13 protein-coding genes are annotated in these 11,771 nt (G+C 52.1%); 6 read left to right on the top strand and 7 right to left on the bottom strand.

Annotated features, from left to right (window positions below; translation table 11 throughout):
* Window positions 1-26 precede the first annotated feature (26 nt).
* Window positions 27-938: a LysR family transcriptional regulator gene (locus ABLU88_RS23855; protein ID WP_046876570.1), complete on the bottom strand. Its 912-nt coding sequence runs from the start codon at window positions 936-938 to the stop codon at window positions 27-29.
* An 869-nt stretch (window positions 939-1,807) separates the two neighbouring features.
* On the opposite strand from ABLU88_RS23855, the gene ahpC reads away from it, so the two are divergent.
* Together ahpC and ahpF are read left to right on the top strand one after the other, a co-directional pair.
* Entirely contained in the window at window positions 1,808-2,371 is a 564-nt protein-coding gene (gene ahpC, locus ABLU88_RS23850; protein ID WP_002894394.1) for an alkyl hydroperoxide reductase subunit C, read from the top strand.
* Between the two features lie 169 nt (window positions 2,372-2,540).
* Window positions 2,541-4,106: an alkyl hydroperoxide reductase subunit F gene (gene ahpF, locus ABLU88_RS23845; RefSeq protein ID WP_004848755.1), complete on the top strand. Its 1,566-nt coding sequence runs from the start codon at window positions 2,541-2,543 to the stop codon at window positions 4,104-4,106.
* A gap of 76 nt (window positions 4,107-4,182) precedes the next feature.
* Here the strand turns inward: ahpF and uspG are convergent, their stop codons facing one another.
* From uspG to dcuC, 4 genes are all read right to left on the bottom strand, one after another.
* The gene (uspG, locus tag ABLU88_RS23840; RefSeq protein WP_004100140.1) at window positions 4,183-4,611 is read right to left on the bottom strand and encodes a universal stress protein UspG; all 429 of its coding nucleotides are present in this window, start codon (window positions 4,609-4,611) and stop codon (window positions 4,183-4,185) included.
* Window positions 4,612-4,810: 199 nt separating this feature from the next.
* The gene (gene rnk / locus ABLU88_RS23835; RefSeq protein ID WP_032748687.1) at window positions 4,811-5,221 is read right to left on the bottom strand and encodes a nucleoside diphosphate kinase regulator; all 411 of its coding nucleotides are present in this window, start codon (window positions 5,219-5,221) and stop codon (window positions 4,811-4,813) included.
* 155 nt (window positions 5,222-5,376) lie between these two features.
* Window positions 5,377-6,171, bottom strand: a complete 795-nt coding sequence (rna, locus tag ABLU88_RS23830; RefSeq protein WP_348838179.1) for a ribonuclease I — start codon at window positions 6,169-6,171, stop codon at window positions 5,377-5,379.
* 92 nt (window positions 6,172-6,263) lie between these two features.
* The gene (gene dcuC / locus ABLU88_RS23825; protein ID WP_014228392.1) at window positions 6,264-7,637 is read right to left on the bottom strand and encodes an anaerobic C4-dicarboxylate transporter DcuC; all 1,374 of its coding nucleotides are present in this window, start codon (window positions 7,635-7,637) and stop codon (window positions 6,264-6,266) included.
* 296 nt (window positions 7,638-7,933) lie between these two features.
* On the opposite strand from dcuC, the gene pagP reads away from it, so the two are divergent.
* Window positions 7,934-8,503, top strand: a complete 570-nt coding sequence (gene pagP, locus ABLU88_RS23820; protein ID WP_014228393.1) for a lipid IV(A) palmitoyltransferase PagP — start codon at window positions 7,934-7,936, stop codon at window positions 8,501-8,503.
* Between the two features lie 195 nt (window positions 8,504-8,698).
* On the top strand, window positions 8,699-8,908 hold the full coding sequence (gene cspE / locus ABLU88_RS23815) for a transcription antiterminator/RNA stability regulator CspE (protein WP_004100146.1): 210 nt from the start codon (window positions 8,699-8,701) through the stop codon (window positions 8,906-8,908).
* Window positions 8,909-8,972: 64 nt separating this feature from the next.
* Here the strand turns inward: cspE and crcB are convergent, their stop codons facing one another.
* A complete protein-coding gene (crcB, locus tag ABLU88_RS23810) occupies window positions 8,973-9,356 on the bottom strand; it encodes a fluoride efflux transporter CrcB (RefSeq protein WP_025106403.1) in 384 nt (127 codons plus the stop codon).
* A gap of 91 nt (window positions 9,357-9,447) precedes the next feature.
* Here crcB and ABLU88_RS23805 point away from each other — a divergent pair, with 91 nt between their 5' ends.
* Both ABLU88_RS23805 and tatE read left to right on the top strand, forming a co-directional pair.
* Window positions 9,448-10,236, top strand: a complete 789-nt coding sequence (locus ABLU88_RS23805; RefSeq protein ID WP_046876569.1) for a deaminated glutathione amidase — start codon at window positions 9,448-9,450, stop codon at window positions 10,234-10,236.
* A gap of 127 nt (window positions 10,237-10,363) precedes the next feature.
* On the top strand, window positions 10,364-10,567 hold the full coding sequence (gene tatE / locus ABLU88_RS23800) for a twin-arginine translocase subunit TatE (protein WP_004130411.1): 204 nt from the start codon (window positions 10,364-10,366) through the stop codon (window positions 10,565-10,567).
* A 226-nt stretch (window positions 10,568-10,793) separates the two neighbouring features.
* Here the strand turns inward: tatE and lipA are convergent, their stop codons facing one another.
* Window positions 10,794-11,759, bottom strand: a complete 966-nt coding sequence (gene lipA, locus ABLU88_RS23795; RefSeq protein ID WP_004848774.1) for a lipoyl synthase — start codon at window positions 11,757-11,759, stop codon at window positions 10,794-10,796.
* Window positions 11,760-11,771: the final 12 nt, after the last annotated feature.

Raw genomic sequence — 11,771 nt, 5'->3', positions numbered from 1 at the left:
TCATCAATTAAATCAAATGGCTTAAATTATTCAATAATATTATTCTTTTCGCACTCGTCGATAAAGTTTGCAAAGTTCGGGTCGTCAAGGTTTACCCGATTGTAAATCATATAAATAGCGATGGAGGGGATCTTAAATGGCGCCTCTATAATTTTAAATTTATTATGGAAACTGATGTGCTCTAAAATACAGGTAGGCACAAAACCAATAATATCAGTTTGCTGAATAACATTAAGGATAGCGGTGTATGAGTCGCTACTGAAAGAAATTTTTCTATCAGAAAGTATGCCGGCAGCCTGGCTTTGAAAAGACTTCGTTCCCTGATCGTTACAAATATAATAAGTAAAGCGCTCCTGCAGTATGGCTTTCGTCGTTGTTAGCAATGCCAGCCGTGGATGATTTTCGCTACAAACCAGTGAAATGTCCAGCTCCTGGATACGTTTACACACCGTGGCTCGCGATGACAGGGGGGTGGTGCTGAATATCAGGTCGGCTTTACGGTAGGCCAGCAGGCTTTCTACCGACTCTCCTGACGCCAGCAGGTCATGATGTTCAACGTGAAGGTTTGAATCATCTAATAACATATGGATCAGGCTGGTTGTTTTAGGGGTAATAAAAAGCTGCGGCGCATAAACAACCAGACGTTTCTTTAATTCAGAACGATTGGTGAGATAAATAGTTTGTTCTAATTGATTAAGATTTTTTTCAAGATGATGGTGGAGATTAACCCCGACGGTGGTAGGCGTAATTCCTTTACCTGAACGAACGAATAGCGGGTCATTCAGCTGGGTGCGTAGCCGCTGTAGCGACTGACTGACGGCAGAAGGCGTAATGAATAGCGTTTCCGCCGCTTTACTGATGCTCAAATGCTGGTAAATGCATTCGAAAATAACGAGTAGGTTCAGATCAAATTTCTTGAGATCGTAAAGATTAGCCATTATCAACGTCCTGTTAAGCTGGCGGTATGGAAAATAGGTGACTATATGTCTGTATTATATTCATTGTGTGAATATTTGTTTCTTATTATTTAATGCAGGCGCCGTTATTAAGTTTATCTAAATATATACCAGCGTTGCGCATTCTACCAGATCCTTTTGTGTACCGCTGAAGGCAGGGGAGGAGGTCATTTATAAATACTTACCTTGCCCCGCTTATCATCTGTAGTTTTTCTTTAACGGGAAGCCCGAACGCTTGTTGAAGTCTATTGGGTTATTCATATTATAAATTACTGATCCGCGTGTGGCACTGAGGGTGTTCATCAACCGCGGGCGGTAATTAAATATTTTTATTCTCCGGCTTTCGCTGGTCCTGCGGGCAAGTATGGCAATTGGAAGAGCGGCAGCGGGGACGGTCTGCATCGCGCTAACGCGGGAAACATGTCAGAAAGAACGGGCGTTTCGACATGGTGATGCCCGGGGAAATCACCGGAATAGGTATGGGGAGCGGTAAAACCTATTACAGCCATAGGTAAGACCTGCCGCCGCGCGGATTGCCCTTTCGTTCAGCGGGTGATGTAATCCCTTAGCTGTTACATTAAGGTGTAGAGCGCAACACACTGCCAGCTACTGGCGCTGAACCTACCTGCGGGTGTTTCAGGTAACGGGGCCGCCTGCGAGGGCGGCCTTTTTACTTTTCAGCGCATATAATGCGAAACGCGGTAGAAGATTGCCATCGCGTTGACAGGTTCACAAAGTTGTCTTGTTCCGGTTGTTAGATAACGCTTATTGATTCGATAATGCAAACGCATTGGTCGAGTCAGGAAAAATTCGTTAACTTAGACCTCAACGAAAACACGGAGGAAGTATAGATGTCCTTAATTAATACCAAAATCAAACCTTTCAAAAACCAGGCGTTCAAAAACGGTGAATTCATCGAAGTTACCGAGAAAGATACTGAAGGCCGCTGGAGCGTCTTCTTCTTCTACCCGGCTGACTTCACCTTCGTTTGCCCGACCGAACTGGGCGATGTGGCAGACCACTACGAAGAACTGCAGAAGCTGGGCGTAGACGTTTACTCCGTCTCTACCGACACTCACTTCACTCACAAAGCGTGGCACAGCAGCTCTGAAACCATCGCGAAAATCAAATACGCGATGATCGGCGACCCGACTGGCGCCCTGACCCGTAACTTCGACAACATGCGTGAAGATGAAGGCCTGGCAGATCGTGCCACCTTCGTTGTTGACCCGCAGGGTATCATCCAGGCTATCGAAGTTACCGCTGAAGGTATCGGCCGCGACGCGTCTGACCTGCTGCGTAAAATCAAAGCAGCTCAGTACGTAGCTTCTCACCCAGGCGAAGTTTGCCCGGCTAAATGGAAAGAAGGTGAAGCGACTCTGGCTCCGTCTCTGGACCTGGTCGGCAAAATCTAAATTTCCATCGTCTTTCACGCCAACGCAGCTATGGCGTGAAAGACTTGGGAAATTATTTCAGTCATGGGCGCACCGGCGCCCATTTCATTCCAACACCATGATGCAAGCGTATTCAGGCTGCCCGGACGAGGCCGCTTGCATGATGATGTTTTAAGCCCAGGAGATAAAAATGCTCGACACCAACATGAAAACCCAGCTCAAGGCTTATCTTGAGAAGCTGACCAAACCTGTTGAGCTGATTGCCACGCTGGATGACGGCGCTAAATCGGCAGAAATCAGGGAACTGCTGGCTGAAATTGCTGAACTGTCAGATAAAGTTACCTTCAAAGAAGATAACGGCCTGGCGGTGCGTAAGCCGTCATTCCTGATTACCAATCCCGGCTCCAGCCAGGGGCCGCGCTTTGCCGGCTCTCCGCTGGGACATGAATTCACCTCTTTAGTTCTGGCTCTGCTGTGGACCGGCGGTCATCCGTCAAAAGAAGCGCAGACCCTGCTGGAGCAGATCCGCAATATCGACGGTGATTTTGAGTTCGAAACCTACTATTCGCTTTCATGCCATAACTGCCCGGATGTGGTTCAGGCGCTGAACCTGATGGCGGTACTGAACCCGCGCATCAAGCACACGGCGATTGACGGCGGAACGTATCAGAATGAAATCACCGAACGCAACGTGATGGGCGTACCGGCGGTATTTATGAACGGTAAGGAATTTGGTCAGGGTCGCATGACGCTGACGGAAATCGTTGCCAAAGTGGATACCGGCGCGGAAAAACGCGCGGCGGAAGAGCTGAATAAACGTGAAGCCTATGATGTCTTAATCGTTGGCTCCGGCCCGTCCGGCGCAGCGGCAGCCGTTTACTCCGCGCGTAAAGGCATTCGTACCGGCCTGATGGGTGAACGCTTTGGCGGCCAGGTGCTGGATACCGTTGATATTGAAAACTATATTTCCGTACCCAAAACGGAAGGCCAGAAACTGGCTGGCGCATTAAAAGCGCACGTCAGCGAATACGATGTTGATGTGATCGATTCTCAGAGCGCCTCCAGACTGATCCCGGCGACGGTTGAAGGTGGCCTGCATCAGGTTGAGACCGCCTCCGGCGCGGTGCTGAAAGCGCGTAGCGTTATCATTGCCACCGGCGCGAAATGGCGTAACATGAACGTGCCGGGTGAGGATCAGTATCGTACCAAGGGCGTGACCTACTGCCCGCACTGCGACGGCCCGCTGTTTAAAGGCAAGCGCGTGGCGGTTATCGGCGGCGGTAACTCCGGTGTGGAAGCGGCAATCGATCTGGCTGGCGTAGTTGAACATGTTACTCTGCTGGAGTTCGCGCCGGAAATGAAGGCCGACCAGGTTCTGCAGGATAAAGTCCGCAGCCTGAAAAACGTCGATATCATTCTCAACGCGCAGACCACGGAAGTGGTGGGCGACGGTAGCAAAGTCACTGGCCTGCAGTACCGCGACCGCGTGAGCGGCGATGAGCATCACGTGGCGCTGTCGGGGATCTTCGTGCAGATCGGTCTGCTGCCGAATACCAACTGGCTGGAAGGCGCGATTGAGCGCAACCGCATGGGTGAAATCATCATTGATGCGAAATGTGAAACCAACGTGAAGGGCGTTTTCGCTGCCGGCGACTGCACGACCGTTCCGTACAAACAGATTATTATCGCCACCGGCGAAGGTGCGAAGGCGTCCTTGAGCTCGTTCGATTACCTGATTCGCACTAAGACTGCATAATTCATAATAAAGTAAGACCAAACCTGCACAGCAAAGAGGCTACCCTGGGGTAGCCTCTTTTTTTACCTTACTGCCGCTACCTGACCACCATCACCGGAATATGCGCATGGCGAATCACGCTTGAGGCGTTGGAACCCAGCAGATGGGTGCTGATCGAAGGGTTGCGGGAGCCTATCACCACCACATCGGCTTTAATTTCATTGGCCAGTTCATTGACCATATCGCGCACGTTGCCAAAGCGGACGTGCATTTTGATTCGCGACGGGTCAATGCTGAAATGGCCGGCCATCGTTTTCAGGCGCGTTTCTGCTTCATGCTGCAAATGCTCTTCAAAGCGGCGCAGATCGGCGGTAAAACGACTCATCGTGAAGCTTGATGAACCGGGCAGTACGTGGAGAAGATGGATAACCCCGTCCTGCTGGGCTAAAAACTCCGCATGGCGAACGGCTTTATCGCTTAACTCCATTTCAAAGACATCAACGGGCATTATGATGGTTTTATACATATGCATTCCTCCTTGTTCGTCTGCTTTTATATCAACACATTATAGGAAAGTATTGTGCCATTCAGGTCGCAAAATTGTCAGAACGGTACGAGGGCGGCGTAAAAGTTTGTCAAAAGAGAGGAGAAGAGCGAAAGATGCAGAAAGAGGATGCAGTAACATCCTCTGGATAAAGCGCGAAACGCTTCAGGCAGCGGGGAGATTAACGGTGGAAATCGCCAGCGGCCTCCGGCTGATACAGCAATTCCAGCACTTCAAGGTGCGTTGAGGTGCCGCCCGGTAATTCCCAGTGAATGGTGCTGCCGACTTTGAGGCCCAGCAGGGCTGCGCCAACCGGCGCCATCACCGAAAGCTGGGTGGCGCTATCCGTGACCTGCGCCGGGAAAACCAGCGTGCGGATGCGCTCTTCACCGGTGGTTAAATCGCGAAATCTGACCTGGCTATTCATGCTGACAACATCATGCGGCATGGCTTCCGGGGCCAGCATCTGCGCGCGGTCGAGCTCGTCATTCAGCGCGTCCGCTACCGGTGAGTTGGCGAAAGCCGGTTGTTCCAGCAGCCTGTCGATGCGTTCTGCATCCAGTTCATTAATGATAATTGCGGGTCTGGTCATCTCATACTCCATGTTATCCAGGAACCTGTCCGTAAAAGAAAACCCTCACCGAAAATGGCAAGGGTTAATGTCCTCTCATCATACTGAGACTTGCTGGTGGTTTGAAGTGATTAAACGCACATTCATCAACGAACCATAGCGAAGTTGTATGAAATCTAGCCGGCTTTATCCAGCAGAAATTGCTTACCGCAGTTCCCCGGATGGGGTTGGGGTAAGAATGAATCAGCGGAGAGAGGGGCATTAATGGCCGCGGCTTTGATGGAGATTTGCATCTCAGTCAGATAGGCGGGGTTGCCGTTGCAGGTTAACTTGAAAGCCCTGACGTTCTGTTTTCCATAGGCTTCAGCAACCGCGGCGTTGAAGTCATCCCGGCTAACGGTTTGCCCATAGTGCCTGGCCAGGAAAGCGCCCAGATGGCTCTGTTTGATCTCGCCGTTCAGGCGCACCATGGTGCCGAAATAGTTGTCAGGATCGAAACCAAAGCAAACGCCATGCTTGGCGTATTCATAACGTTCGAGACATGAGTTACCGCCCGAACCCGGCATCACGCCGTTAAGCTTATTGGCCATTTCCAGCGAGAGCCCGGTTTCAGCCGCCCGACATTTTTGCCCGGCTTTTGCTTCCGGCATATTGGGAACAGGGCGGGTCGCACAGCCAAAGCGCATCCAGCGGCGCTCGTCCACCCCGCGCACGGCAATAGATTTTGGCAGGCTCGGCCACAGGCCGTGAACGGTGAGAAAATCGGCTTTATTGCTGAGTTCCTGCTGCAGGCGGCACTCTTCCGGTTCGCTGCGGTTTCGGTCTTGCATACTTTGGCAGAACCCCGTTTGCCAGGAGAGAGCCAGCACGTAGCGGTCAAAATCACCGTATTGCGTGGCGATCAGCGGATCTGCGCTGACCTGGGCGGCGCTGAGCAAAAGGGCAATGGCAACTAAATCCTTCCTGAACATTTTTATTCCTGATGACAAATGGTCATTGATAACATTGAGTTATTAAAGCATAAAAAAGGCGCCAACAGGCGCCTTTTCACACGGTTTCAGCGTTAGCGGATTGCGCTGCCGGGAACCAGAACTTCGGTGGCGATAATCACCACTAACAAACCAACCAGCACCGGGACAGAGGTCCGTTTCACCACTTCGAACGGCGAAATTTTTGCCATCCCGGCCACGGCGACCACCACGCCGGAGACCGGAGAAATGGTTCGGCCAAGGTTAGATGCCTGCAGCATCGGGATCGAGAGATAAGCCGGATTGATGCCGGAAGAGTGCGCCAGCTTCGGGATCATCTCAACGAAAGCATAGAAGGGGGCGTTACCGGAACCGGTGGTCATCGCCGCCAGCATGGTCAGAATGACCAGCACCAGCATCAGAATGATACTGGCGGAGCCGAACGACGTGGCGATAGAGATCAGACCGTTAATAAAGCCAATGGTACTCAGCCCCTGAGCAAAGACGCCGGCGGCCACCAGCAGCATCACCACACCGGCAAACGCGTCAGCCATGCCGCGATACGCCGCTTCCAGGCCATTGAACACATTTTTGGTGTTAAAGCCGCGGCAGAATTCCAGAACCGCCGCCAGCAGCATGCAGAGCACAAGAATGGTGATGATGTGCAGCTCCGGCCCCCATTTGCCGTCGAAAATCAGTACGCCGATTATCGGCGTAAACGGCAGAATGGCGTAGAAAGCGGGGGCGGTCGTGGTTATCTCGTTTACATCGAGCATTTCATGGGCGACGTTTTCTTTTTTATCCAGGTAGCGCTGCCAGAAAAAGTGAGCGATCGCCATGCTGATAATGGCCACAATGGAAATGGGCAGCGTGGTTTTAAAAGCAAAGTCAATCAGCGGCATTTCGGCGGCTTTGGCGGCCAGCACGACATCCCCGGAAGTGGGGGAGAGAATAATCGCCGCCGGAGAAGCGCAGATAGCGGCGGCAGCGCCGCGGCTGATGCCCACGTTGACCATCACCGGGAACAGTGTCGCCATCAGCAGTACTCCCAGACCGGTAGCGGAGGAGACGGCCAGCGACATCAGGCAGGCAACGAAATAAGCGGCGATCATCAGTAGATAGGGGGAGTTAATGAAGCGCAGCGGTTTTGACGCCAGCTTCACCACCATGTCATTGGCGCCGATGTGCGTCATATAAGTCGCGAAACCGCAGAGCATCATGATCATCATGCCGAGGTCGCCGCCGCGGCTCATCAGCAGTATCTTAATATATTCAACGATATCGGTTGCAGAATAACCGGTGCTCTTTGCGTCGCCTGGTAAAACCTTATGCCCCATCAGCGCGCTGGCGATGAGTAATACTAAGCCACCGACGAACAGCACGCCGGTGGCGGAATAGCCTTTAATGATATAGCGGGCGACGCCCACAATGACCACAATCCCAATCAGGATCTCTACTAGCGTAAGCATTCTTTTACCCCTAAACCATTAACCCAAAGAATCTACTAATAAATGAAGCGAAGAAAAAATTTAGTGAGGGAATGTGCCTAAAAAACGGGCAAAACTCGCTGACGCAAATCAATAAATCGATGAGAATCCCTGTCAGGCAGTAATATGCCCGCCTGGTCAAAGCCTGGATGCGAGAGATTTTCAGATTTTTTGCACCGGATAAATCAAGAGTTTGCCTAATACCGTTAAGGTAGTATTAAGATTATCTTTGTTATCTTACTCCGCTTTAAAAATGATACTGGTAAGAGAAAAGTGTAATGCGACGTCGATTTATAGGGTTGTTTCTGGGATGCCTGGGCCTGCTGCTATCATCCACCTCCGCTAATGCTTCGTTTAGTTCGACGCTTCGCGACGGCTACAATACGCTGAGCGATAACGTCGCGCAGACCTGGAATGAGCCTGAGCACTATGATCTTTATATCCCCGCGGTGACCTGGCACGCCCGTTTCGCCTATGACAAAGAGAAAACGGACCGCTACAACGAACGTCCCTGGGGCGCCGGCTTCGGCGTCTCGCGCTGGGATGATAAAGGGAACTGGCATGGCATCTATTTGATGGCCTTTAAAGACTCTTATAATAAGTGGGAGCCTATCGGCGGCTATGGCTGGGAGAAAACCTGGCGTCCCTTAGCAGACGATAATTTCCATCTGGGTTTAGGCTATACGCTTGGCGTGACGGCGCGCGATAACTGGAACTACATCCCGATTCCGGTCGTGCTGCCTCTGGCTTCTATCGGTTACGGCCCGGCCACGTTCCAGATGACCTATATCCCGGGCACCTATAACAACGGAAACGTTTACTTTGCCTGGGCGCGCATTCAGTTTTGATGCGATTTTTTATAGCAATAAAAGAGATAAGCGGACTGTCTTGTTGAAAAACAATGACTAACGTGATCCCGGTGCAAAAAGATAGAGACTTTTATCACTTTTTAGCAAAGTTGCGCTGGACAAAAGGTACCACAATTGGTGTACTGATACCCGACACAGTATTAGTGTCGATTTTTTCATATAAAGGTAATTTTGATGTCTAAGATTAAAGGTAACGTTAAGTGGTTTAATGAGTCCAAAGGATTCGGTTTCATTACTCCGGAAGATGGCAGCAAAGATGTATTCGTACATTTCTCTGCAATCCAGTCCAACGGTTTCAAAACTCTGGCTGAAGGTCAGCGCGTAGAGTTCGAAATCACTAACGGTGCCAAAGGCCCTTCTGCTGCAAACGTAATGCCTATCTAAGCAACGCGTCAGTAGAATATAAAAACCCGCTCATGGCGGGTTTTTTTTTGCCTGCGGTCAGGGGCTAGCGGCTGGCCGCATGTGAAAACAGCCAGAACGCGGTGGCCGTCATGGCAAATGAGCCTAACAAGTTGACCAGTACGTTGAGTAACGCCCAGCTAAAGCGCCCCTGCTGGAGTAGAAACACCACTTCGGCGGAAAACGTGGAGAAGGTGGTCAGCCCGCCGCAAAAGCCGGTGGTGATAAGCAGCTTCCACATCGGATCGATATCCGTCAGGCGGTTAAACCATGCCAGCCCTGCGCCGATAATAAAAGCGCCCAGCAGGTTAGCGGTGAGCGTACCAATGGGGATAGCATGATGCATAGGGTTAAACTTCATACCCAGCCACCAGCGCAAAACGCTGCCGGTGCCGCCGCCAAGAAACACAGCCAAAAGGAGTTGCAACACGGTCATTCCCTGTTTATTGATCGAGACTAAACTTCGAGTGTAGCGCGCGAAAGACCTCACTGGCTATGACTAACCTGACGGGAGAGAAAAGATGCTTGTTGCTGCCGGACAATTTGCCGTAACGCCGGACTGGACGGAAAACGCGCAGACCTGCGTGAGCATGATGCGTCAGGCCGCGGAGCGGGGGGCTGCGCTTCTGGTTCTCCCGGAAGCGCTGCTGGCGCGAGACGATAGCGATGCGGACTTATCGGTTAAATCCGCCCAGCGCCTTGATGGCGGCTTTCTACGGCTCTTGCTGGCAGAGAGCGAAAACAGCGCGTTGACGACGGTGCTGACCCTGCATATTCCTTCCGGCGAAGGACGGGCAGCGAATACGCTGGTGGCGCTACGTCAGGGCAAGATTATTGCGCAATATCAGAAACTGCATCTGTATGATGCTTTCAATATTCAGGAGTCCCGGCTGGTCGATGCCGGGCGGCAGATTCCGCTGCTTATCGAGGTGGATGGGATGCGCGTCGGGCTGATGACCTGCTACGATTTACGTTTCCCTGAGCTGGCGCTGTCGTTAGCGCTCAGCGGTGCGCAGCTCATCGTGTTGCCCGCCGCGTGGGTAAAAGGGCCGCTGAAGGAGCACCACTGGGCGACGCTATTGGCGGCGCGGGCCCTGGATACTACCTGTTATATTGTCGCCGCCGGGGAGTGCGGGACGCGTAATATCGGCCAGAGTCGTATTGTCGATCCCTTAGGAACAACGCTTGCCGGGGCAGGAGAGCGGCCGCAGTTGATTTTTGCCGAACTTTCAGCTGATTATATTCAGCAGGTACGCGAGCGTCTGCCGGTGTTGCAGAATCGCCGCTTTGCGCCACCGCAATTATTATGACGTTTTTTTAAACAAGGCTTGATTCACCTTGTTACAGATTGCTATTGTGTCCGCGCGTCAAATAGCCGTTAATTGTATGCGTGTATGATGGCGTATTCGCAGCTTGTATTAGAGAAGAAGGTTAGCTATGGGTGAGATTAGTATTACCAAACTGCTGGTAGTCGCAGCGCTGATTATCCTGGTGTTTGGTACCAAAAAGTTACGCACGCTGGGTGGAGACCTGGGCTCGGCTATCAAAGGCTTTAAAAAAGCCATGAACGATGACGATGACAGTGCGAAAAAGACCAGTGCTGAAGAAGCGCCGGCACAGAAGCTCTCTCATAAAGAGTAATTCGCGACGAGTTTCCTGAACGAGGGGGCTCGCTACCGGCGGGGATAAACCGCGTCGGCAAAGAGGCTGCAGCGATAGCGCTGCGGCCTCTTTTGTTATTTGCACTGGGTTTTGACGAAAAAGATGCAACCAACTGTTACCGGGGTGGGATTTTTAGCGGGTAACGAAACGCATCGGCAGAACGGACCGCTGCGCTAAAAATATCACGCCGCGGTCGAGGCAGAGATTACTTCACTTCCATGCCTTTGGCCTGTAGATCGGCATGATAGGAGGAACGAACGAACGGCCCGCAGGCAGCATGGGTAAAGCCCATGGCCATCGCTTCGGCTTTCATCTCTTCGAACTCATCCGGGCTGACGTAGCGCTGTACCGGCAGGTGGTGGCGGCTCGGCTGTAAATACTGGCCTAACGTCAGCATGGTGACGCCGTGGCGGCGCAGATCGCGCATCACTTCTACGATTTCAGCATTGGTTTCGCCTAAACCCACCATCAGGCCCGATTTCGTCGGGATCTCCGGGTGGGCTTCTTTAAAACGTTCCAGCAGCTTCAGGGACCAGTTGTAGTCGGCCCCCGGGCGGACCTGGCGATACAGGCGCGGCACGTTTTCCAGGTTATGGTTAAACACGTCCGGCGGCGTCGCCTGAAGGATTTCCAGCGCACGATCCATACGGCCGCGGAAGTCCGGCACCAGGGTTTCAATTTTAATCGTCGGGCTTTTTTCGCGAATCGCGCTGATGCAGTCGGCAAAGTGCTGAGCGCCGCCATCGCGCAGATCGTCGCGATCCACGGAAGTCACCACCACATAGCGCAGCGCCATATCGGCGATGGTTTGCGCCAGCTTTTGCGGTTCGTTGGCGTCCGGCGTCACCGGGCGACCGTGGGCAACATCGCAGAACGGGCAACGACGGGTACAGATGGCGCCCAGGATCATAAAGGTTGCCGTTCCGTGGTTAAAACATTCCGCGAGGTTAGGGCAAGAGGCTTCTTCGCACACGGAGTGCAGGCCGTTCTTACGCATCGCTGCCTTGATCCCCTGGATACGGGACGAGTCAGCCGGAAGTTTGATTTTCATCCATTCCGGTTTTCTGAGCAGAGCTTCACGCTCAGTTGCCACGTTTTTCACCGGGATAAGGGCCATTTTATCGGCATCGCGGTATTTTACACCGCGTTCCATCACAATGGGTTTACTCATAGCGTGCGTGTT

The organism is Klebsiella sp. GW_Kp182 (assembly GCF_040062275.1).
Taxonomy (GTDB): Bacteria; Pseudomonadota; Gammaproteobacteria; order Enterobacterales; family Enterobacteriaceae; genus Klebsiella; species Klebsiella michiganensis.
The sequence above is the reverse complement of the archived record's forward strand: the minus strand, read 5'-3'. Positions and strand labels throughout refer to the sequence as shown.

Excerpts from the sequence above, each read along its gene's own strand:
- ABLU88_RS23855 (WP_046876570.1), bottom strand. The coding sequence starts at position 938 with ATGGCTAATCTTTACGATCTCAAGAAATTTGATCTGAACCTACTCGTT.
- ahpC (WP_002894394.1), top strand. The coding sequence starts at position 1,808 with ATGTCCTTAATTAATACCAAAATCAAACCTTTCAAAAACCAGGCGTTC.
- ahpF (WP_004848755.1), top strand. The coding sequence starts at position 2,541 with ATGCTCGACACCAACATGAAAACCCAGCTCAAGGCTTATCTTGAGAAG.
- uspG (WP_004100140.1), bottom strand. The coding sequence starts at position 4,611 with ATGTATAAAACCATCATAATGCCCGTTGATGTCTTTGAAATGGAGTTA.
- rnk (WP_032748687.1), bottom strand. The coding sequence starts at position 5,221 with ATGACCAGACCCGCAATTATCATTAATGAACTGGATGCAGAACGCATC.
- rna (WP_348838179.1), bottom strand. The coding sequence starts at position 6,171 with ATGTTCAGGAAGGATTTAGTTGCCATTGCCCTTTTGCTCAGCGCCGCC.
- dcuC (WP_014228392.1), bottom strand. The coding sequence starts at position 7,637 with ATGCTTACGCTAGTAGAGATCCTGATTGGGATTGTGGTCATTGTGGGC.
- pagP (WP_014228393.1), top strand. The coding sequence starts at position 7,934 with ATGCGACGTCGATTTATAGGGTTGTTTCTGGGATGCCTGGGCCTGCTG.
- cspE (WP_004100146.1), top strand. The coding sequence starts at position 8,699 with ATGTCTAAGATTAAAGGTAACGTTAAGTGGTTTAATGAGTCCAAAGGA.
- ABLU88_RS23805 (WP_046876569.1), top strand. The coding sequence starts at position 9,448 with ATGCTTGTTGCTGCCGGACAATTTGCCGTAACGCCGGACTGGACGGAA.
- tatE (WP_004130411.1), top strand. The coding sequence starts at position 10,364 with ATGGGTGAGATTAGTATTACCAAACTGCTGGTAGTCGCAGCGCTGATT.
- lipA (WP_004848774.1), bottom strand. The coding sequence starts at position 11,759 with ATGAGTAAACCCATTGTGATGGAACGCGGTGTAAAATACCGCGATGCC.